The following is a 22,201-nucleotide window of genomic DNA, read 5'->3' as shown; positions in this document are numbered from 1 at the left end:
GCCACAGCATAGCCACAGCATAGCCACAGCAGAGCCACATGAAATACCAGTCGACCCGCGGCCATGACATGCCGCAATCGTTCTCCGAGATCCTGCTCGGCGGTCTGGCCCCGGATGGCGGCCTGTATCTGCCGAAGCAGTATCCGCAAGTCACGGCCGACGAGCTGGAGGCCTGGCGCAAGCTGCCGTACGCCGACCTGGCCTACGAGATCCTGCGCAAGTTCTGCGATGATATTCCCGCCGAGGATCTGCGCGCGCTGACGCGCAAGACCTATACCGCCGAGGTGTACTGCAATGCGCGCGAAGGCGATAACACCGCCGACATCACGCCGCTGCGCACGCTGGGCGAGGAAGGCGGCACCAGGCTGCAACTGCTGGGCCTGTCCAACGGCCCGACGCTGGCCTTCAAGGACATGGCGATGCAGTTGCTCGGCAACCTGTTCGAGTACGCGCTCGCCCGTGCCGGCCAGGAGTTGAACATCCTGGGCGCCACCTCCGGCGACACCGGCAGCGCCGCCGAGTACGCGATGCGCGGCAAGCGCGGCATCCGCGTATTCATGCTGAGCCCGCACCGCAAGATGAGCGCGTTCCAGACCGCGCAGATGTTCAGCCTGCAGGATCCGAACATCTTCAACCTTGCCATCGAAGGCGTGTTCGACGACGCCCAGGACATTGTCAAGGCCGTCTCCAACGACCACGATTTCAAGGCCCGCCAGAAGATCGGCACGGTCAACTCGATCAACTGGGCGCGCGTGGTGGCCCAGGTGGTGTACTACTTCAAGGGCTGGCTGCTCGCCACCGATGGCCCGGGCCAGAAGGTCTCGTTCTGCGTTCCGTCGGGCAACTTCGGCAACGTCTGCGCCGGCCATATCGCGCGCATGATGGGCCTGCCGATCGACAAGCTGGTGGTTGCCACCAACGAGAACGACGTGCTCGACGAGTTCTTCCGCACTGGCGCTTACCGTGTGCGCAAGTCGGCCGAGACGTACCACACCTCCAGCCCGAGCATGGACATCTCCAAGGCCTCGAACTTCGAGCGCTTTGTGTTTGACCTGCTGGGCCAGGACGCCGGCAAGCTGGCGGCGCTGTTCCGCGACGTGGAAGAGCAGGGCGGCTTCGACCTGTCGGGCACGCCGGAATTCGACCGCATCCGCGAGTTCGGCTTTGTCTCGGGGCGCAGCACGCACGAGGACCGGGTGGCGACCATCCGCGACCTGTCGTCGCGCTATGGCATCACCATCGATACCCACACCGCCGATGGCGTCAAGGTGGCGCGCGAGCATCTCAGCGCCGGCGTGCCGATGGTGGTGCTGGAAACCGCGCTGCCGGCCAAGTTCGCCGACACCATCCGCGAGGCGCTTGGGCATGAGCCGGAGCGTCCGGCCAAGTTCGAAGGCATCGAGAGCCTGCCGCAGCGCTTTGAAGTGATGCCGGCCGACGCGGCCAAGGTGAAGGCCTATATCGCCGGCCACACCGGCCTGTAAGCACGCTGGCGCCATGGGCACGCTGCGGCACCGCCGCGTGCCGTGTCCGCGCCAACTCGCTACAATCAGGCTGCGGGCCCGATCCTCGGCCCCCGGATTGCTTTCCCCATCATAGGCGGATGGCAATGCGCGGGCCGTTTCTTTTTGGTCAACCCGCATGGGCCAACCCTTCCTGCACATCGCACCATGACCCAAGCCGCAGCACCTTCCCGTCCTCCGATGCTGACCATGGCCCAGGCGCTCGACGCGCTGCTGTCCGCCGCGCGCCCGCTGGCGCAGGTGGAGCAGCTCGACACGCTAGACGCCAACGGCCGCGTGCTGGCCGCGCCCGTGACCAGCACGCTGCGCGTGCCGCCGGCGGACAACACCTCGATGGATGGCTACGCCATGCGTGCCGCCGACGTCCCGGCAGCGGGCGCGCGGCTGCGCGTGTCGCAGCGTATTCCGGCGGGGCACGTCGGCACCGAACTGCAGCCCGGCACCGCCGCGCGCATCTTTACCGGCGGCCTGATTCCGCCGGGTGCCGACGCCGTCGTGATGCAGGAGCAATGCACGGCTGAAGGCGAGGATGTGATCGTCAACCACGTGCCGCAATCCGGTGAATGGATCCGGCGTGCAGGTGAGGATATCGAGGCCGGCAGCGTGATCTTGCCGGCCGGCACGCGGCTGACGCCGCAGGCGCTGGGGCTCGCCGCGTCGGTCGGCCAGGCAAAGCTCGACGTGGTGCGACGTGTGCGCGTCGCGGTGTTTTTCACCGGCGACGAACTGGCGATGCCGGGCGAGCCGCTCAAGCCGGGTGCAATCTACAACTCCAATCGCTTCACGCTGCGCGGCCTGCTGGAAAACCTGGGCTGCGAGGTCAGCGACTTCGGCATCGTGCCCGATACGCTGGCGGCGACGCGCGAAACGCTGCGCCGCGCGGCTCAGGGCCACGACCTGATCATTACTTCGGGCGGCGTGTCGGTCGGCGAGGAAGACCATATCAAGCCCGCGGTCGAGGCCGAAGGCCGGCTCGACATGTGGCAGATCGCGATCAAGCCGGGCAAGCCGCTGGCCTTCGGCCAGGTCACCAGCGCGAGCGCCGAGCCGGCGTTCTTCCTGGGTTTGCCGGGCAACCCGGTGTCGAGCTTCGTCACCTTCCTGCTGTTCGTACGACCGTTCATCCTGCGCCAGCAGGGCGTGACCGACGTGGCGCCGCGCCGGCTGCCGCTGCGCGCCGATTTTGAGCTGAACAAGGGTGACCGCCGCAATGAGTTCCTGCGTGCGCGCATCAACGCCGAGGGCGGGCTGGACCTGTTCCCCAACCAGAGTTCCGGCGTGCTCACTTCCACGGTATGGGGCGACGGGCTGATCGACAACCCGCCCAACCAGGCCATCGCGCGCGGCGATACCGTGCAATTCATCCCGTTTGACGGCCTGCTCGTGTAGCCGGCCCGCAATACCCCGTCAGTAAAGTCAGTAAAGTCAGTACAAAGAGGCAGTCATGACCATCGAACTACGATTCTTCGCCAGCGTGCGCGAACAACTCGGCGTGGCCGAGGAGCGCGCCGAGGTGCCGGCCGAGGTGCGCACCGTGGGCGAACTGCGCCAGTGGCTGCGCCAGCGCGGTGGGGCCTGGGCCGAGACCCTGGCCGAAGGCCGCGCGCTGCGCATGGCCGTCGACCACGCGGTGGCGCGCCCTGATACGGCGATCACCGATGGCTGTGAGGTTGCCTTCTTCCCGCCCGTTACCGGAGGCTGAGATGAGCGTCAGGGTTCAGCGCGAGGATTTCGACCTGGGCGCCGAGGTGGCGGCACTGCGCGCGGACAACCCGCAGGTCGGCGCGGTGGCCAGCTTTATCGGCACCGTGCGCGATGTCAGCGAGGGCAGCGCCGTCAGCGCGATGGAGCTGGAGCACTACCCGGGCATGACCGAGAAGGCGCTGGCGCAGATCGAAGCGGCGGCGTGCGCGCGCTGGGAACTGCTGGGCGTCACCATCATCCACCGCGTCGGCCCGATGCTGCCGCTTGATCAGATCGTGCTGGTGGCGGTTGCCTCGAAACATCGCGGCAATGCGTTCGCGGCTTGCGAATTCATCATGGACTACCTCAAGTCCGAAGCGCCGTTCTGGAAGAAGGAAGAAACGCCGGAAGGCGCGCGCTGGGTCGATGCGCGCGTGACCGATGAAGACGCGCTGAAGCGTTGGGGCATTGCGTCGATCAACGCCAGCGGCGAGGTCAGCGAGGACAAGCCCTGATGGGTCCGATGGGGTTTGTTGCCGTCGGCGTCGGCGCCGCGGCGGGGGCATGGCTGCGCTGGGGCTTCTCGGTGCTGTGGAATGCGCTCAACCCCGCGCTGCCGTACGGCACGCTGGCTGCCAACCTGCTGGGCGGCTACCTGATCGGGCTGGCCGTCGGCTTTTTCGATACCCACGCCGGCCTGCCGCCGGAATGGCGCCTGCTGGCAATCACCGGTTTCCTCGGCGGCCTGACCACGTTCTCGACCTTTTCCAGCGAGGTGATCGCCAACCTGCTTGCCGGCGATTACGGCTGGGCAGCGATGCACCTGCTGCTGCACCTGGGCGGCTCGCTGCTGCTGACCGCGCTGGGGCTCTGGACTTACCGCGTGCTGGCCTGATCCACAAGCGCGCGCAGCGCGGCATTGAATGCCTGCGGCTGCTCCATGTGCGGACTGTGGCCGGCGTCGGCGACCACGCTCAGGCCCGCGCCGGGCTGCAAGGCGCGGGTGGCGATGCCTACCGCCGGCGCATATAGCCGGCTGGCCTCGCCATACAGGTGGAACAGCGGCAGGCGCGCGGCGCGCAACGTGTCGCGGAAATCCTGCCTTGCCATGTCTTCCCATAGCGATGCCAGCGTGGCGGCCTCGCAGCTCTCTGCCATCCGTGCAATGCGCCGCATCGCCGCGCCGTCCGGGCGCCGTCCTGCCGCCCACAATCCCAATGCCACCGATGGCGCCAGCCGCGGCCAGTCGGCACGGATGCGTGCCGCCATCTGCCTCGCAAGGTCCATGTCGTAATGGCCATGCAGGCCGTGCGGCCATTGCCGGTCGGTGACCAGCCGTGGCGTCATGTCGATGCTGCCGACCGCCGCCAGTGGACAACCCGGATGGTCACGCAGCAGCGTCCATGCCACCATCGCGCCCATCGACCAGCCCACCACGACCACATCGGCCAGTCCAAGGTGGCCGACCAGTGCCGCGGCATCGCGGGCGAGCGCTGCGATAGTGGTGCCGGTGCCGTGCCTCGACAGTCCGTGGCCGGCATGGTCGGGCGCAATCACCCGGAACCCCGCCTGCACCAGCGCGCGCTGGCCGTCGAAGGCTTCGCCGTTGACGGACCAGCCGTGCAGTAGCAGCAGCGGCCGGCCTTCGCCGGCTTCGCGCCAGCCCGGCAAGGGGCCATGCGCCGGATGGGTGGCAAAGGGCGGGGCGGCGGCACTGACACAAGCCGAATCGGGAGCGTCCAACGGCGTGTCTCTCCAGGCAGAGGGTGGGAAGCGATGCAACGGAGGGCAGGGTGCCCCTCTATTGACATCCATGCCGGTCAATTTATACGATGAAACATGAATCAGATATCAGGTTTTGCCTGCATATCGGTTTCCGGGGTGGCGGCAGGCGCGAGGAGGTGCCTGCGGCGTGACCCGAAGCGGCTGGCATTCCAATGACAAGGCGCTCAGCGCCACCGGAGACAAGATGTCCCAGACCGAGACTGGCGAAGTCGGCGAAGCCCGCGAAACACACGACATGGCCCACGCCGGCGGCATGTGCCCGCCCAAGACCGCGCGGGGGCAGAAGACCCGCGCGGCACTGCTGCGCGCCGCGGAGAAAGTGTTCGGCGAGAAGGGCTACTACGCCGCTTCGATCTCCGAGATCACGCAGGAAGCCAAGGTCGCCATGGGCACCTTCTACCTGTACTTCAAGGACAAGGAAGACATTTTCCGCGCGCTGGTCAGCCATATGCTGGAACTGGTGCGCGCCCACCTGCGCAAGCACGTGGCCAATGCCGCCAGCCAGATGGAGGCCGAGCGGCTGGGCCTGAAGGCCTTTCTCTCATTCGTTTCGCGCCACAAGAACCTGTACCGCATCGTGCTGGACTCATATTCGGTGGACGAGACCATCTACAGCAGCTATTTCCAGGTCTTTGCCGAGCTCTACAGCCGGCGGCTGGAGCGCGCCGAAGAGCAGGGCGAGATCGTCCCCGGCGATGCCGAGGTGCGCGCCTGGTGCCTGATCGGCATCAGCAACTTCCTCGGCATGCGCTATGCGCGCTGGAAGCGTCCGGCCTCCATGGAGAAGGTGGTCGATACCGCCTTCGACCTGATCGCCCACGGCCTGCAGCCGCGATGATCATGGCTGCGATGACCATGGCCGAAAATCCGCTGGTCTTGCTCGAACGCAGGGACGGCGTGGCGCTGCTGCGCCTGAACCGGCCACAGCGGCATAACAGTCTCGTGCCGGCCCTGCTGGAAGCCCTGCTGGGCGCGCTGGACGAGATCGAGGCCGACACGTCGGTCCGCGCCGTGGTGCTGACGCATGCCGGGCGCAATTTCTCGACCGGTGGCGACGTGGCGGCCTTCGCGGCGCAAGGCGATGGCATTGCCGCTTACGCCAGCGAGCTGCTCGCGCTGCTGAACCGTTCGATCCTGCGTCTCGCGGCGCTGCGCTGCCCGGTAGTGGCGGCCGTCGAGGGCTGGCTGACCGGCGGTTCGCTCGGGCTGGTGCTGGCGTGCGACATGGCCGTACTGGCGCAGGATGCGCGCATCGCCCCGTTCTACACGGTGGTGGGCTTCAGCCCGGATGGCGGCTGGACGGCGATGCTGCCGCAGCTGGCCGGTCCGGCACGGGCGCGTGGCTGGCAATTGAACAACACGGTCGTCGCGGCGCCGGATGCCGTCGCGCACGGGCTGGCCTTCGCGCTGTCGGCACCCGGTGCGGCAGAGGCCGAGGCGATCGCGCTGGCGCGCGGCGTGGCGGACAAGGTTCCCGGCAGCGTGGCGCGTACCCGCGCGCTGCTGCGCTGGGACGCCGAAGCGCTGGCAGGGGGCCTGGAGCGCGAGCGCGCCGCCTTCGTCGCGCAGATTGCCAGCGCGGAGACCGCCGACGGCATGCGCCGCTTTCTTGCCGGGCAAACGCGAGAGTAGCCGGGCAGCAGACATTCCACGCAGTTGCAGCAGGTTCCAGCCCTTCCGACGCAAAAAGAAACCGAACACAGGAGACAGCCATGCAAAGCAACCCCTTCGCAGTACGCGCCCTGGTCATGGCCGCCGGCCTTCTGGCCACCGGCGCCGCACTGGCCAAGGACATCCGCATCGCCCACGTCTACGACAAGACCGGCGCGCTGGAAGCGTATGCCAAGCAGACCCAGACCGGCCTGCTGATGGGCCTGGAATACGCCACCAACGGCACTATGACCGTCAACGGCAACAAGCTGGTGGTGATCGAAAAGGATACGCAGGGCAAGCCTGACGTGGCCAAGGCGCAGCTTGCTGCCGCCTACAGCGATGACCGCGCCGATATCGCCGTCGGCCCGACCTCGTCCGGCACCGCGCTGGCGATGCTGTCGGTGGCGGAGGAATACAAGAAGGTGCTGCTGGTCGAGCCCGCCGTCGCCGACTCGATCACCGGCGACAAGTGGAACCGCTATATCTTCCGCACCGGCCGCAATTCGTCGCAGGACGCGATCTCCAACGCCGTGGCGCTGGACAAGCCTGGCGTGACCATCGCCACGCTGGCGCAGGACTATGCGTTCGGCCGTGACGGCGTGAAGGCGTTCAAGGGGGCGCTCAAGAATGCCAGGATCGTCCATGAGGAATACCTGCCCACCAGCACGACGGACTTCACTGCCGGCGCGCAGCGCTTGTTCGATGCGCTCAAGGACAAGCCCGGCCGCAAGGTGATCTTCATCATCTGGGCCGGTGCCGGCAACCCGTTCAAGATCGCCGATCTCGATCCCAAGCGCTACGGCATCGAGATCGCCACCGGCGGCAACATCCTGCCGGCGATGACCAGCTACAAGAATTTCCCGGGCATGGAGGGCGCCACGTACTACTACTTCGGCATCCCCAAGAACAAGGCCAACGAATGGCTGGTGTCGAACCACTACAGCAAGTTCAAGGCGCCGCCCGATTTCTTCACTGCCGGCGGCATGACCGCGGGCATCGCGCTGGTCGAGGCCCTGAAGAAGACCAACGGCGACACCGGCACCGACAAGCTGATCATGGCGATGGAAGGCATGTCGTTCGAGACGCCCAAGGGCAAGATGACCTTCCGCAAGGAAGACCACCAGGCGATGCAGTCGATGTACCACTTCAAGATCAAGGTGGATCCGGCCTTTGCCTGGGGCGTTCCTGAGCTCGTGCGCGAGATCAAGCCCGAAGAAATGAACGTGCCCGTGCGCAACCAACGCTGATGAACGCGCCAGCCTCTTCCGCCCGCGCTGCGGGCCTGCCGGCGTCGCAGTCGCCCGCGGCCCAGCGCGGCACGGCCGCGGCGGCCGGCGTCCGGCCGCTGCTGGAGACGCGCGACCTGACCATCCGCTTTGGCGGCCATGTCGCGGTCAATGCGGTGTCGTGCGCGTTCCGGCCGGGCGAGCTGACCTGCATCGTCGGCCCGAACGGCGCCGGCAAGACCACGTACTTCAACCTGGTCTCGGGGCAGTTGCCGCCCACTGCCGGGCAGATCCTGCTCGACGGCGAGGACGTGACGCGCCTGCCGGTGTCGCAGAAGACCCGGCGTGGCATCGGCCGGGCCTTTCAGCTGACCAGCCTGTTCCCGCAGCTGTCCGTGCTGGAGAACGTGCGGCTGGCGGTGCAGGCGCGGCAGCAGCGCGGCATCGACCTGTTCTCGCTGTGGACCAGCCACCGCGACGTGCGCGCGCAGGCGCTGGCGATCCTGGAGCGCGTGGCGCTGGCAGGCAAGCAGCACCTGACGGTGGCGTCGCTGCCGCATGGCGACCAGCGCAAGCTGGAAGTCGGCATCCTGCTGGCGCTGCAGCCGCGCGTGTTCATGTTCGACGAACCCACCGCGGGCATGAGCGTGGACGAGGTGCCGGTGATCCTGGACCTGATCCGCGAGATCCGCCAGGACCGCAGCAAGACCGTGCTGCTGGTCGAGCACAAGATGGACGTGGTGCGCTCGCTGGCCGACCGCATCATCGTGCTGCACAACGGCACGCTCGTGGCTGACGGCGACCCCGCCGAGGTGATCGCGTCGCCGGTAGTGCAGCAGGCTTACCTGGGCATGGCGGAGGAAGAGAAGGAGGGCGGCAACCATGGCTGACGCGCAACACGCCACGCCTATCCTGCGGCTGCAGGGCGTGCAGACCCATATCGGCCCGTACCACATCCTGCACGGCGTCAGCTTCGACGTGCCGCGCGGCGGCGTGACCATGCTGCTGGGACGCAATGGCGCCGGCAAGACTACGACGCTGCGCACCATCATGGGTTTGTGGCAGGCGAGCGCGGGCACGGTGACCTTCGACGGCACGGACATCACTCGCCACAGCACGCCGTCGATCGCGCAGGCGGGCATTGCCTACGTGCCGGAGAACATGAGCGTGTTCTCCGACCTCACGGTGGCCGAGAACATGCGCCTGGCCGCGCGCAACGGCGCCATCGACGAACGGCGGCTGGACTGGGTGTTCCGCATGTTCCCGGCGCTGAAGACGTTCTGGCACCAGCGCGCCGGCGTGCTGTCGGGCGGGCAGAAGCAGATGCTGTCGGTGGCGCGCGCCATCATCGAGCCGCGCAAGCTGCTGATCGTTGACGAGCCCACCAAGGGGCTGGCACCCGCGATCATCCAGAACATGATCCACGTATTCCGCGAGCTGAAGCAGACCGACGTGTCGATCCTGCTGGTGGAGCAGAACTTCAACATGGCGAAATCGGTGGGGGATACGGTGGCGGTGATGGATGACGGGCGCACCGTGCATGCGGGGACAATGGCGGCGCTGGCGGGCGATGAGGCGCTGCAGCAGCAACTGCTGGGGCTGTCGCTGGCAGCGCACCAGTAACGCGGGACGAGACCAATGACCACTTCTACGACCTTGCCGGCCACCGCGCCGGCAGCCCTGACCAAGGTCCGGCTCGACTGGACCCCGCTGGCCCTGGCGCCGCTGCTGATGCTGCTGGCCTTCCCGCTGGTCGGCAGTCCATCGACCTGGCTCACGCTGACCATTGCCGGGCTGGCGATGGGGATGATCATCTTCGTGGTGTCCTCCGGCCTGACGCTGGTCTTCGGCCTGATGGACGTGCTCAACTTCGGCCACGGCGCCTTCATCGCGCTGGGTGCCTACGTGGCGGCATCGGTGCTGCTGCCGATGGCGGGCTGGGTGGAGGCGGACAGCCTCGTGCAGAACCTGGCGGTGTTCGCGCTGGCGATCGCCGCCGCCATGGTCGCCGCCGGCGCGGTCGGCCTGTTCTTCGAGCGCGTGGTGGTGCGTCCGGTCTATGGACAGCACCTGAAGCAGATCCTGATCACCATGGGCGGCATGATCGTCGCCGAGCAACTGATCAAGGCGATCTGGGGCCCGGAAACCATCGCGCTGCAGGTGCCCACCACGTTCCGTGGCGCGGTGCTGCTGGGCGATGCCGCGATCGAGAAATACCGGCTGATCGCGATGGCGCTCGGGCTGGTGATCTTTATCGCGATGCTGTTGCTGCTAAACCGCACCCGCATCGGCCTGCTGATCCGTGCTGGCGTGGAGAACCGCGAGATGGTCGAGGCGCTCGGCTACCGCATCCGCCGGCTGTTCATCGGCGTGTTCGTGGTCGGCGCCGGGCTGGCCGGACTGGGCGGCGTCCTGTGGGGGCTGTACCAGCAGAACATCACCGCGGCGATCGGCGCGCAGGTGAACGTGCTGATCTTTATCGTCATCATCATCGGCGGGCTGGGCTCGACCACGGGCTGCTTTGTCGGCGCGTTGCTGGTCGGCCTGATGGCGAACTACACCGGCTTCCTGTTCCCGAAGGTTGCGCTGTTCTCCAACATCCTGCTGATGATGCTGATCCTGTTGTGGCGCCCCCAAGGGCTGTTCCCGGTGGCTCGGCGCTGAACGGAAGGACACGACCATGATCCGACTTCTCTCCGGCGACCTGCCGCGCAGCCGCGTGCTGACCGTGATCCTGCTGCTGATCCTGCTGGCACTGGCCTGCGCGCCGTTTGCCTTTCCAGGCGCGCGTGCGCTGAACATGGCGGCCAAGATCTGCATCTTCGTGGTGCTGGTGGCCAGCTATGACCTGCTGCTGGGCTACACTGGCATCGTCTCGTTCGCGCATACGATGTTCTTCGGCATCGGCGGCTACGGCGTCGCCATCGCGATGTCGCGGATGGAGCCGGGCTGGGGCGCGCTGGCCGTGGGCGCCGTCGGCGCGCTGGCGGTCTCGGCGCTGCTGGCGTTCCTGATCGGCCTGTTTTCGCTGCGCGTGCGCGCGATCTTCTTCGCGATGATCACGCTGGCAGTGGCGACCGCGTTCGCCACGCTGGTATCGCAGCTGTCAGAGTGGACCGGCGGCGAGGACGGGCTGACCTTCAAGGTGCCTGAGATGCTGCGCCCCGGCTTTTCGATCGGAGACGCAGAACTGCTGGGCGTGCCGCTGACCGGCAAGCTGTTGAGCTACTACCTGGTGTTCGCCGGCGCGCTGGTGCTGTTCCTGTTGCTGCTGCGCATCGTCAACTCGCCTTTCGGCCGCGTGCTGCAGGCGATCCGCGAGAATGACTTCCGCGCGGAGGCCATCGGCTACCGCACTGTGGTCTACCGCACGGTGTCGACGGTCTTGTCTGCGATGTTCGCCACGCTGGCGGGGGTGCTGATGGCGGTGTGGCTGCGCTATAACGGTCCTGATACCTCGCTGTCGTTCGAGATCATGGTCGACATCCTGCTGATCGTGGTGATCGGCGGCATGGGCACGATCTACGGCTCGGTGATCGGCACGGTGCTGTTCCTGGTGGCCCAGACCTACCTGCAGGACGTGATGAAGCTGGCCAGCGACGCCACCACGGCGCTGCCGCTGCTGTCGTCGCTGCTGCACCCGGACCGCTGGCTGCTGTGGCTGGGGCTGCTGTTTATCCTGAGCGTCTACTACTTCCCGCAGGGCGTGGTGGGACGGCTGCGCGGCAATCGTGCCGTGCAGGACGTGGCAACCTGAGCGGAGGCCCGCGCAATGTACGTGATCGACTGGCTGCACAAGAACGCGCAGCACACTCCCGGCAAGATCGCGCTGGTGGACGTGGAGAGCGGACGCCGGGTGACCTATCGCCAGTTCGACGAACGCGCCAGCCGCTTCGCCGAATACCTGACCGACGGCCTGCAACTGGCGCCGGGCACGCGCGTCGCCGTGCTCGCGCATAACAGCTCCGACTATTTCGAGATGCTGTATGGCTGCGCCAAGGCCGGCATGGTGATGGTGTGCCTGAACTGGCGCCTGCCCGCGGCCGAGTTGCTGCCGATCCTGCAGGACTGTACGCCCGAGGTGCTGGTCGCCGGCGACGGCTTCCTTGCCGTTGCCGCCGAACTGGCGCGCACCGTGCCGCTGCGCGCGGTACTGCATCTTGCCGATGACGAGGCGGCCGACGTACCAGGTGGCTGGACCGAATACGAAGCCGTGCTCGATGCTGCTTCCGGACGCATCATCGAGATGCCGTGCCGCGACGAATCCGAGGTCTGGCACCTGTTGTACACCTCCGGCACCACCGGCAAGCCCAAGGGCGTGATCCAGACCTATGGCATGGTTTTCTTCAACGCCGTCAATGCCATGCTGGCCAACAAGATCACGCGCGACGACGTGTTCCTGAACGTGCTGCCGTTCTTCCATACCGGCGGCCTGAACCTGTATGCCAACCCGGTGCTGCATGCCGGCGGCACGGTCCACATCATGCGGCAGTTCGAGCCGCAGGTCGTGCTGGACCGGCTCGACCGCAACTCGGGCGAAGGCATCACCATGTTCTTCGCAGTGCCCGCGGTCTACCTGTTCCTGAGCCAGCACGCAGGCTTCGCGCAAGCGGACTTCTCCGGTGTGCGCAACATGTCGGCTGGCGGCTCGCCGGTGCCGCGGCCGCTGCTGGAAACCTACCTGGCCAAGGGCGTCACCATCTGCTTCGGCTTTGGCATGACGGAAACCGGCCCCACGGTCTTTGTCTGCGATGAAGCCACCGCGCGCCGCAAGATCGGCACCATCGGCAAGCCGGTTGGATCGATGCTGACGCGCATCGTCGACCCGCTAGGCAACGACGTCGCGCCCGGCGAACGTGGTGAACTGCTGATCAAGGGGCCCGGCGTCACGCCCGGGTACTGGAACCTGCCCGAAGCGACTGCCAATGCGATCCGCGACGGCTGGCTGCATTCCGGCGACATCGCCTGGCACGACGAGGAGGGCGACTATTACATCGTCGACCGCGCCAAGGACATGTACATCTCCGGCGGCGAGAACGTCTACCCCGCCGAAGTCGAGAACGTGCTGTTCCAGCTGCCGGGCGTGGCCGAGGCCGCCGTGATCGGCACGCCGGACGAACGCTGGGGCGAGACCGGCATGGCGCTGGTGGTGCTGCGCGCCGGCGCCACGCTCGATGCAGGGCAGGTCATCGCCCATTGCAAGGCGCAGCTTGCCGGCTACAAGGTGCCGCGCCACGTGCGCTTTGTCGATGCCTTGCCGCGCACGCCATCCGGCAAGGTGGAAAAGCACAAGCTGCGCGCCAGGTTCGCCGGCTGACGCGCAGCACCCCGCCATACGCATCTCCCGCATCTCCTGCATTTCCTGCAGTTCCGCTGTCCGCTGTCCGCTGTCCGCAGTCTCCGCTGTTCTCCATTGACGTTCGTCTCTACCGCCCCGACACGGGGCGACAGAAGGAGGGTGACATGCATTCCAAGCAGTTTCCGCCGCTGCAAGAAAGCCGCCTGCGCCGCACTGTGTTCGCCATCGCCGCCGCAATGCTGGCCGCTGCCTGCGGCTCGGGCGATGACAACAATGGCAACGGAAACAACCCCAACACCAAGCCTGCATATATTGGCACGGTCACCGTCAACAGCTACAACGGCAGCAGCGACGACCTGCTGACCGCGGGGCTGGGCAAGGACGGGCTCGCCAGCGCCACAGCCCCGGTGCCGACCAATGCCACCGCGCCGACCGCGGCGGAGTTGCGGCGCTATGCGATCTACGCTAACTACCGCGCCATCGTCGATACCACCGCGGCTGGCGGATATGGCTCGCTGTATGGCCCCAACGTGGATGCGCAGGGCAATGTCACCGGGTCGGAAGGCAAGATCGCCGGCGTGGAATACCTGGCGTATTCGGACGACGGCTCGGGCCAGCAGAACGTGACCATGCTGGTGCAGATCCCGGCCAGCTTCGATTCCGCCAGGCCCTGCGTGATCACCGCCACATCGTCTGGATCGCGCGGCGTGTACGGCGCCATCGCCACCGGTGAGTGGGGGCTGAAGCGCGGCTGCGCAGTGGCCTACACCGACAAGGGCACCGGTGCCGCGCCGCACGACCTGGACACCGATACCGTGCCGCTGATCGACGGCACACGCACCACGCGCGCTGCCGCCGGCAAGAATGCGCAGTTCGCCGCGCCTGCCGGCGCCACGTCGCTGGCCGACTTCACCGCCGCCAGCCCGCACCGGCTCGCGTTCAAGCACGCGCATTCTCAGCGCAACCCGGAGAAGGACTGGGGCAAGTTCACGCTGCAGGCGGTGGAGTTCGCGATCTGGGCAATCAACGACCGCTTCGGTGCGGTGTCCGCCAACGGCACGCGCCAGCGCAGCATGGACAAGGGCAAGATCCTGGTGATTGCCTCGAGCGTGTCCAACGGCGGCGGCGCCGCGGTGGCCGCGGCCGAACAGGACGCCGATGGCCTGATCGACGGCGTGGCCGTGGGCGAGCCCAACCTCAACATGCCGCCCGACACGGGCGTCGTGGTGCAGCGCGGCGGCGTGCAGGTCCTGTCCTCGGGCCGCACGCTGTATGACTACACCAGCACGGCGAACCTGCTGCAGCATTGCGCCGCGCGGACTACCGCGCTGACGCAGTCCCCGTTCTACAACAACCCGACCATGGAGCCATTCTTTGCCGCACGCTGCACCACGCTCGCGGAAAAGGGGCTGGTCAGCGGCGCCAATACCAACGAGCAGAGCGCCAGCGCATTGCAGGCCCTGCATGCTGCGGGCTGGGAGCCGGAATCCGATGACCTGCACCCGTCGCTGGCCGCATTCGACACGGCTGCCGCGATTACCGTGACCTACGCCAACGCCTACGCGCAGGCGAGCGTGACCGACAAGCTGTGCGGCTACAGCTTTGCCAATACGCTGACCGACCTGAAGCCCGCTGCGATCGCACCCGCGGCGCTGGCGTCGATGTTCGCCACCGGCAACGGCATCCCGCCGCAGCCGCCGACGGTGCAACTGATCAACGACCTCGACCCGACGCACGGCCCGTACCTGAACCTGTTTTCCGTGTCGGCATCGAACGGCCGCACCGATCTCAACTACGATGGCGCCGATTGCCTGCGCAAGCTGCTGGCCGGCAGCGACGCCGCGGCGCGCGCACTGCAGGCGGGCCAGGCGCTGACGCTGCGCAACGGTAACCTGCGCGGCAAGCCGGCGGTGATCGTGCATGGCCGCAGCGACGGCCTGCTGCCGGTGAACCATACCTCGCGCCCGTACCTGGGGCTGAACCGGCAGAAGGAGGGCGTGACCAGCAAGCTGTCGTACATCGAGGTGGAGAACGCCCAGCATTTCGATGCCTTCATCGGACTGGTGCCGGGCTACAGCAACCGCTATGTGCCGCTCCATGTCTACCTGAACCGGGCGCTCGACGCTGTCTACGACAACCTGACCTCCGGCAAGGCGTTGCCGCCATCGCAGGTAGTGCGCACCACGCCGCGCGGCGGCACCTTTAACACGCCCGCGCCCACGCTGCTGCCGTCCAATGTCCCACCGATCGCTGCCACACCCGCGCCGGGCAATGCGATTACCGTCAATGCTTCGACCGTAGAGGTGCCCAACTGATGACCGACGCCATGCCGCGCGTGCTGACGCAACGCGACTTTGACCGCTTCGCCGTGCTGTCGCGCGATGACAACCCGATCCACTGCGATCCGGCCTTTGCCCGCGGCACGCATTTCGGTGCCCCGGTGGCGCACGGCATGTTCCTGTTTTCGTTGCTATGCGCCCATACTTGGCGGGAACTGGCCGCGCCCGCGCTGCCGGTGGCGCAGACGCTGATGTTCCCGACACCGGCCTTCGTCGGCGATGCGGTGGCGTTTGCGCTGGTTCCGCAGCCTCAGGCGGGACTGGCGGGCTTCGGCACCACGGTCAGCGCGGGCATCTCTGGCGCGGCCCCGCGCGTCGCGGCTGCAGGCGAATCGTTGTGGCTGGCCGATGCAGCACCTGGCCGGTTGCCATCGTGGCCGGGGGCGCAGCCGGAGGGCGAGGGCGACCCAACGCTCTACGGCCTGCGCCCCGGACAGCGCGCCAGTGCCACCCGCGCTTTCTCCGCGGCCGATATCGACGAGTACGTGGCCCTGACCGGCGATGCCAACCCGTACCATGCCGACCCTGCCTTCGCGCGCGGGCGCGGGTTCGGCGGCGCGGTGGTGCCGCTGCCACTGCTGGCTGGCATGTTCTCTGACCTGCTGGGAACGCGCCTGCCCGGGCGCGGCACCGGCTGGATGAAGCAGTCGCTGCGGCTGGCGTCGGTCGCGCGGCTCGACGAACCGCTGACGGCGCAGGTGCGCATCGTCCGCCTGCGCGCCGGCAAGGACCTGGTCAACCTGGCCAGCGTAGTCACCGGGGAGGATGGCCGCGTGCTGGTGCAGGGCGAGTCGCTGGTGCTGGTGCGCAACCTGGAGGACAAAGGCAGCGAGAGCCGGGCGGCATAGCAAGTTGCATTATGGAGTCCGCCGCGTATCGTTTGCTGCACTCGACGACATGCGGCCTCAGTCCTTGAAATGTCGCGACAAAGCCTTATCTTTCGGATATCCAGTGTCCGGCAGGGCATCCAGGCAACCCGGCGGTGAAGCCCGGAGCCAGCGCCCCCCGCATCAGGACACGACCTATCCGAGAGAGGGAATCCTATGCGTCTTGACAAGCTGACCACCCGGTTCCAGGAAGCGCTGGCTGAAGCGCAAAGCCTGGCCCTGGCCAACGACAACCAATATATCGACCCGCAGCATGTGCTGCGCGCGCTGCTGTCGCAGGACGACGGCGCTGCCCGCGCGCTGCTCGCACGCGCCGGCGTCAACGTGCAGGGCCTGCAGACGGCGCTGGACGCCGCCATCAAGCGCCTGCCGCAGGTGCAGGGCACCAACGAGGTCCAGATCGGCCGCGACCTGGTCAACCTGCTCAACGCCACGGAGAAAGAAGCGATCAAGCGCGGCGACCAGTTCATCGCCAGCGAGCTATTCCTGCTTGCCGTGTCCGACGACAAGGGTGACGCCGGCCGCATCGCGCGCGAAAACGGCCTGAGCCGCAAGTCGCTGGAATCGGCCATCCAGGCCGTGCGCGGCGGCGAATCCGTCAACAGCGCCGACGCCGAAGGCCAGCGCGAGGCGCTGAAGAAGTACACCATCGACCTGACCGAGCGTGCCCGCATCGGCAAGCTCGATCCCGTGATAGGCCGCGACGACGAGATCCGCCGCGCGATCCAGATCCTGCAGCGCCGCACCAAGAACAACCCGGTGCTGATCGGCGAACCCGGCGTGGGCAAGACCGCGATCGTGGAAGGGCTGGCGCAGCGCATCGTCAACGGCGAAGTGCCCGAGAGCCTGAAGAACAAGCGCGTGCTGGTGCTCGACATGGCCGGCCTGCTGGCTGGCGCCAAGTACCGCGGCGAGTTCGAGGAGCGCCTGAAGGCGGTGCTGAGCGACGTCGCCAAGGACGAGGGCCAGACGATCGTCTTTATCGACGAGATCCACACGATGGTCGGCGCGGGCAAGGCCGAAGGCGCGATCGACGCGGGCAACATGCTCAAGCCGGCGCTGGCGCGCGGCGAGCTGCATTGCATCGGCGCGACCACGCTGGACGAATACCGCAAGTACATCGAGAAAGACGCCGCGCTGGAACGCCGCTTCCAGAAGGTGCTGGTCGACGAGCCCACGGTGGAAGCCACCATCGCCATCCTGCGCGGGCTGCAGGAGAAGTATGAGCTGCACCACGGGGTCGAGATCACCGACCCGGCCATTGTCGCCGCGGCGGAGCTTTCGCATCGCTATATCACCGACCGCTTCCTGCCCGACAAGGCGATCGACCTGATCGACGAGGCCGGCGCGCGCATCAAGATGGAAATCGACTCCAAGCCGGAGGCGATGGACAAGCTCGAGCGCCGCACCATCCAGCTCAAGATCGAGCGCGAAGCGGTCAAGAAAGAGACCGACGAAGCCTCGCTCAAGCGCCTGGACCTGATCGAGCAGGAGATCGCGCGCCTGGAGAAGGAATACGCCGACCTCGACGAGATCTGGAAGGCCGAGAAGGGCGCCGCGCAGGGCACTGCCGCGCTGAAGGAAGAGATCGAGAAGATCAAGCTGGAGATCTCCAGGCTGCAGCGCGAAGGCAAGCTCGACAAGGTGGCCGAGCTGCAATACGGCAAGCTGCCGGGCCTGGAAGGCAAGCTCAAGGCCGCGACCGATGCCGAAGCCAGCGAGCAGAAGCAGCCCAACAAGCTGCTGCGCACGCAGGTGGGCGCCGAGGAAATCGCCGAAGTGGTGAGCCGCGCGACCGGCATTCCCGTGTCGAAGATGATGCAGGGCGAGCGCGAGAAGCTGCTGAAGATGGAAGACCGCCTGCATGCGCGCGTGGTGGGGCAGGACGAGGCGGTGCGGCTGGTGTCCGATGCCATCCGACGCTCGCGCGCCGGGCTGGCGGACGAGAACAAGCCCTATGGCTCGTTCCTGTTCCTGGGCCCGACCGGCGTCGGCAAGACCGAGCTGTGCAAGGCACTGGCCGAGTTCATGTTCGACTCCGAAGAGCACCTGATCCGCATCGACATGAGCGAATTCATGGAGAAGCACAGCGTCAGCCGCCTGATCGGCGCGCCGCCGGGATACGTGGGCTACGAGGAAGGCGGCTACCTGACCGAGGCCGTGCGCCGCAAGCCGTACAGCGTGGTGCTGCTCGATGAGGTCGAGAAGGCCCACCCGGACGTCTTCAACGTGCTGCTGCAAGTGCTGGACGACGGCCGCCTGACCGATGGCCAGGGCCGCACGGTGGACTTCAAGAACACGGTGATCGTAATGACGTCCAACCTGGGTTCGCAGATCATCCAGGCGATGAGCGGCGAGCCGCAGGAAGCAATCAAGGGCGCGGTCTGGCAGGAAGTGCGCACGCATTTCCGGCCAGAGTTCCTGAACCGGATCGATGAAGTCGTGGTGTTCCACGCGCTGGACCAGAAGAACATCGAGTCGATCGCGCGCATCCAGCTGCAACGCCTGCAGGCCCGCCTGGCCCGCATGGACATGACGCTGGAGGTCAGCGAGCATGCGCTGGAGAAGATCGCCAGCGCAGGCTACGACCCGGTGTTTGGGGCGCGTCCGCTCAAGCGGGCGATCCAGCAGCAGATCGAAAATCCGGTGGCGCGCGCCATCCTGGAAGGCAAGTTCACGGCAAAGGATGTGGTGCCGGTGGACTACGTGGACGGCGAGTTCACGTTCGGGCGGTCCGTCCACTAAGTCCGGCACGGGCTGGCGATCCCATAGCCAGGCCCTTGCGGATCCGCAAGGGCCTTTTTTCATGTCGCGGTTCCCTCGCCATGTAAGGGAGTGCCGTACCGTGCAATTTTTTCACGGCGCTGCCCGGTTCCGCCCCGCCAACCGCCGGGCCGCATGCGGTTTTCCAAGTGGCACACTTTTCGCGTTGCAAAAGGGTTGAGTTTCCTTACAAAGCGCTGCGCCGCGATGCAGCCATCCCCACAGGAGCCAATCCATGACCGACAAGTCCTTCCTCACAGACGTCAAGACCCTGCGCGAGCGCGCCCGCAAGCACCTCGACGAGGGTGCCGTGACCGCGGGCTATACGGCGGACCGCGAAACGGTGCTCAAGCTGCTGAACGATGCGCTGGCCACCGAAATCGTCTGCGTGCTGCGCTATCGCCGCCACTACTTCATGGCCCAGGGCCCGAACTCGAAGAGCGTCGCCGAAGAATTCCTGGCCCATTCCAATGAAGAGCAGGGCCATGCCGACCAGATCGCCGAGCGCATCGTCCAGCTTGGCGGCGAGCCCGACTTCGCGCCGGACGGCCTCACCAGCCGCTCGCATGCCGAATATGTGCCGGGCAACAACCTGACCGAGATGATCAAGGAAGACCTGGTGGCCGAGCGCATCGCCATCGACAGCTATCGCGAGATCATCAAGTTCCTGGGCGAGCGCGACCCCACTTCGCGCCGGATGATGGAAGAGATCCTGGCGGTGGAAGAAGAACACGCCGACGAAATGGCGGACCTGCTGGCGCGCCAGGGCGGCTGAAGCCCCACGGGGCGATTCGCTGCGGGTTGTTCCGGACTTGACCGCGATCAAACCGGATCCCGCGGCGACCCGATACCATTTGTCTTGTCATGGAGATGCGGGGGCGCTCTTCATGACTTGTCTACCCGTTTCCGGAATGGAAACTTCGCCCGCACCGGTTTGCCGGTGCGGGCGTTTTCTTTTGTGCGTGCCGGTTGCGCCACCTCCGGCCACCTGGAGCCCTCATCGTCCCCATATGGCGGCATGCCGATATTTCCGTCCGATCTTATGCAAAAAACAGCAAAGGATCGGCGAAACCATTCGTTCCGTTCAGATAGCCCCGTCGGTAGTCTTGCTCCTGACACAAGCCCGCCCCCGACGGCGGGCAAAGCAACCAGAGGCGCCTGGCGCCCATTCACGACAGACGGGAGCAACACACATGATCCGCAAACTGGCCATCGGCCTGGCAGTCCTGGGCGCCCTGGGCGCGGCGCAGACCGCTTCGGCGACCAGCCTGCTCAACGTTTCCTACGACCCGACGCGCGAACTGTACGTCGACGTCAACGCCGCCTTCGCCAAGGCCTGGAAGGCCCAGGGCGGCGATGCCGTGACCGTGCGCCAGTCACATGGCGGATCCGGCAAGCAGGCCCGTTCGGTGATCGACGGGCTGGACGCAGACGTGGTGACGCTGGCGCTGGGCTATGACGTCGACGCCATTGCGGAGAAGGGCCTGATCAAGCCGGACTGGCAAAAGCGCCTGCCGCATAACGCCGCGCCGTACACCTCGACCATTGTGTTCCTGGTGCGCAAAGGCAACCCCAAGGGCATCAAGGACTGGGGCGACCTGGTCAAGCCTGGCGTGCAGGTGATCACGCCGAACCCGAAGACCTCGGGCGGTGCGCGCTGGAACTACCTGGCCGCGTGGGGCTATGCGCTGCGCCAGCCGGGCGGCAATGAAACCAAGGCGCGCGAGTTCGTCGGCGAACTGCTCAAGCACGTGCCGGTGCTGGATTCCGGCGCGCGCGGCGCCACCACCACGTTCGTCGAGCGTGGCCTGGGCGACGTGCTGCTGGCCTGGGAAAACGAAGCCATCCTGGCCATCAAGGAACTGGGTCCGGACAAGTTCGAGATCGTCGCGCCGTCGATCTCGATCCTGGCCGAGCCGCCGGTGGCCGTGGTCGACAAGGTGGTCGACAAGAAGGGCACGCGCAAGGCAGCCGAGGCCTACCTGCAGTTCCTGTACACCGACGAAGGCCAGGAGATCGCCGCGAAGAACTACTACCGCCCGATCTCGCAGAAGGTGGCGGCCAAGTACGCAGCCAACTTCCCCAAGGTCAAGCTGTTCACCATCGATGAAGTGTTTGGCGGCTGGCAAAAGGCCCAGAAGACCCACTTCGCCGACGGCGGCTCGTTCGACCAGGTCTACCAGCCCGGCAAGAAATAACCCATGAGGCCGGCGGGCGGGGCCGCGTGGGGCGGCCCGGCACCGAGCCGGCCCAACAGAAGAAGGAAGCCCCGATGTCCATCCTGACGCTCTCCGGCAGCCCGTCGGTCCAGTCCCGCTCCGGCTTCGTGCTGGCGCACCTGCGCACCGCGCTGGAGGCTGCCGGCGAACGCACCCGCCACCTGGACCTGCGCGACCTGCCGGCGGGTCCGCTGCTGGCAGCGCGCGTGGACGATGACGCGATTGCCGCCGCCACCCGCGCGGTGGCCGAGGCCCAGGTGGTAGTGCTGGCCACGCCGGTCTACAAGGCCGCCTACAGCGGCCTGCTCAAGGCCTTCCTGGATTTGCTGCCGCAAACCGGCCTGCGCGACAAGATCGTGCTGCCGATCGCCACTGGCGGCAGCCTCGCCCATGCGCTGGCGATCGACTACGCGCTGCGCCCCGTGCTGTCCGCGCTGGGCTCGCGCCAGATCCTGCCCGGCATCTTTGCCGTGGACCAGCAGATCGACACCTCCGCCTATTCCGACTCCGGCGGCGTGCGCCAGGCGCGCTTTGACGCCGCGCTGTCCGCCCGCCTCGACGAAGGCCTGCTGCGCGTGCGCGACGCACTGGCCCATGCCCGCATCGAGGTTCCGCTCGACGCGCTCGACGTTATGCCCGGCGCCTTCGTGCAGCGCGCCGCCGCTGCCGCCGTGGTGGCGGAGCGATGTACCGCCTGATCTGAATTCCTGATGCATTGGGCGCCGGCCAGTCCGGCGCCGCGGCAGCAACGCCGCCAACCATGCCACCGGCAACCCGGGCAGGCAGGGCGGGTTGCTGCCCGCGTATTCACGCTGTCCCGACTT

The 22,201-nt window shown here is 66.8% G+C and carries 20 protein-coding genes; 19 read left to right on the top strand and 1 reads right to left on the bottom strand.

Annotated features, from left to right (window positions below; all coding sequences use genetic code 11):
• Nucleotides 1-38 precede the first annotated feature (38 nt).
• The 5 genes from thrC (at nt 39) to crcB (ending at nt 4,101) form a co-directional block, all read left to right on the top strand.
• Nucleotides 39-1,484: a threonine synthase gene (gene thrC, locus CTP10_RS09825; RefSeq protein WP_116320470.1), complete on the top strand. Its 1,446-nt coding sequence runs from the start codon at nt 39-41 to the stop codon at nt 1,482-1,484.
• Between the two features lie 186 nt (nt 1,485-1,670).
• On the top strand, nt 1,671-2,912 hold the full coding sequence (locus CTP10_RS09820) for a molybdopterin molybdotransferase MoeA (protein WP_116320471.1): 1,242 nt from the start codon (nt 1,671-1,673) through the stop codon (nt 2,910-2,912).
• A 55-nt stretch (nt 2,913-2,967) separates the two neighbouring features.
• Complete coding sequence (moaD, locus tag CTP10_RS09815) at nt 2,968-3,225, top strand: molybdopterin converting factor subunit 1 (RefSeq protein ID WP_029048714.1); 258 nt, start codon at nt 2,968-2,970, stop codon at nt 3,223-3,225.
• 1 nt (nt 3,226) lies between these two features.
• Complete coding sequence (moaE, locus tag CTP10_RS09810) at nt 3,227-3,721, top strand: molybdopterin synthase catalytic subunit MoaE (protein WP_116320472.1); 495 nt, start codon at nt 3,227-3,229, stop codon at nt 3,719-3,721.
• Nucleotides 3,721-4,101 (top strand): fluoride efflux transporter CrcB, encoded by a 381-nt coding sequence (gene crcB / locus CTP10_RS09805; RefSeq protein ID WP_116320473.1) that lies wholly within the window; start codon nt 3,721-3,723, stop codon nt 4,099-4,101. Before moaE ends, crcB begins: the two co-directional genes overlap by 1 nt.
• Here the strand turns inward: crcB and CTP10_RS09800 are convergent.
• Entirely contained in the window at nt 4,083-4,949 is an 867-nt protein-coding gene (locus tag CTP10_RS09800; RefSeq protein WP_233528173.1) for an alpha/beta fold hydrolase, read from the bottom strand. The two genes, crcB and CTP10_RS09800, sit on opposite strands and share 19 nt — an antisense overlap.
• 226 nt (nt 4,950-5,175) lie before the next feature.
• On the opposite strand from CTP10_RS09800, the gene CTP10_RS09795 reads away from it, so the two are divergent.
• The 14 genes from CTP10_RS09795 (at nt 5,176) to ssuE (ending at nt 22,075) form a co-directional block, all read left to right on the top strand.
• A complete protein-coding gene (locus tag CTP10_RS09795; protein ID WP_116320550.1) occupies nt 5,176-5,829 on the top strand; it encodes a TetR/AcrR family transcriptional regulator in 654 nt (217 codons plus the stop codon).
• A 2-nt stretch (nt 5,830-5,831) separates the two neighbouring features.
• The gene (locus CTP10_RS09790; RefSeq protein WP_233528174.1) at nt 5,832-6,623 is read left to right on the top strand and encodes an enoyl-CoA hydratase/isomerase family protein; all 792 of its coding nucleotides are present in this window, start codon (nt 5,832-5,834) and stop codon (nt 6,621-6,623) included.
• An 80-nt stretch (nt 6,624-6,703) separates the two neighbouring features.
• Nucleotides 6,704-7,891 carry a substrate-binding domain-containing protein gene (locus CTP10_RS09785; protein WP_116320474.1) on the top strand — a complete coding sequence of 396 codons (1,188 nt, stop codon included), beginning with the start codon at nt 6,704-6,706 and terminating at the stop codon, nt 7,889-7,891.
• A gap of 98 nt (nt 7,892-7,989) precedes the next feature.
• A complete protein-coding gene (locus CTP10_RS09780; RefSeq protein ID WP_116320552.1) occupies nt 7,990-8,760 on the top strand; it encodes an ABC transporter ATP-binding protein in 771 nt (256 codons plus the stop codon).
• Nucleotides 8,753-9,493, top strand: a complete 741-nt coding sequence (locus CTP10_RS09775; RefSeq protein ID WP_116320475.1) for a branched-chain amino acid ABC transporter ATP-binding protein — start codon at nt 8,753-8,755, stop codon at nt 9,491-9,493. Before CTP10_RS09780 ends, CTP10_RS09775 begins: the two co-directional genes overlap by 8 nt.
• Before the next feature lie 15 nt (nt 9,494-9,508).
• Nucleotides 9,509-10,534, top strand: a complete 1,026-nt coding sequence (locus tag CTP10_RS09770) for a branched-chain amino acid ABC transporter permease (protein ID WP_116320476.1) — start codon at nt 9,509-9,511, stop codon at nt 10,532-10,534.
• Nucleotides 10,535-10,550: 16 nt separating this feature from the next.
• Nucleotides 10,551-11,627: a branched-chain amino acid ABC transporter permease gene (locus tag CTP10_RS09765; protein WP_116320477.1), complete on the top strand. Its 1,077-nt coding sequence runs from the start codon at nt 10,551-10,553 to the stop codon at nt 11,625-11,627.
• Nucleotides 11,628-11,642: 15 nt separating this feature from the next.
• The gene (locus tag CTP10_RS09760; RefSeq protein ID WP_116320478.1) at nt 11,643-13,187 is read left to right on the top strand and encodes an acyl-CoA synthetase; all 1,545 of its coding nucleotides are present in this window, start codon (nt 11,643-11,645) and stop codon (nt 13,185-13,187) included.
• 146 nt (nt 13,188-13,333) lie between these two features.
• Complete coding sequence (locus CTP10_RS09755; protein WP_116320479.1) at nt 13,334-15,484, top strand: D-(-)-3-hydroxybutyrate oligomer hydrolase; 2,151 nt, start codon at nt 13,334-13,336, stop codon at nt 15,482-15,484.
• Nucleotides 15,484-16,356, top strand: coding sequence for a MaoC/PaaZ C-terminal domain-containing protein (locus CTP10_RS09750; protein ID WP_116320480.1), 873 nt, complete (start codon nt 15,484-15,486; stop codon nt 16,354-16,356). Before CTP10_RS09755 ends, CTP10_RS09750 begins: the two co-directional genes overlap by 1 nt.
• A 195-nt stretch (nt 16,357-16,551) precedes the next feature.
• Nucleotides 16,552-19,140 carry an ATP-dependent chaperone ClpB gene (gene clpB, locus CTP10_RS09745; RefSeq protein WP_116320481.1) on the top strand — a complete coding sequence of 863 codons (2,589 nt, stop codon included), beginning with the start codon at nt 16,552-16,554 and terminating at the stop codon, nt 19,138-19,140.
• 253 nt (nt 19,141-19,393) lie between these two features.
• Nucleotides 19,394-19,933: a ferritin-like domain-containing protein gene (locus CTP10_RS09740; RefSeq protein WP_116320482.1), complete on the top strand. Its 540-nt coding sequence runs from the start codon at nt 19,394-19,396 to the stop codon at nt 19,931-19,933.
• Between the two features lie 418 nt (nt 19,934-20,351).
• The gene (locus CTP10_RS09735; protein WP_116320483.1) at nt 20,352-21,356 is read left to right on the top strand and encodes a sulfate ABC transporter substrate-binding protein; all 1,005 of its coding nucleotides are present in this window, start codon (nt 20,352-20,354) and stop codon (nt 21,354-21,356) included.
• 74 nt (nt 21,357-21,430) lie between these two features.
• Entirely contained in the window at nt 21,431-22,075 is a 645-nt protein-coding gene (ssuE, locus tag CTP10_RS09730; protein ID WP_116320484.1) for an NADPH-dependent FMN reductase, read from the top strand.
• The last annotated feature ends 126 nt before the right edge of the window (nt 22,076-22,201 follow it).

This window comes from Cupriavidus sp. P-10 (genome assembly GCF_003402535.2).
In the GTDB taxonomy this organism is placed as follows: domain Bacteria; phylum Pseudomonadota; class Gammaproteobacteria; order Burkholderiales; family Burkholderiaceae; genus Cupriavidus.
This window is presented reverse-complemented; position numbering and strand designations above follow the sequence as displayed.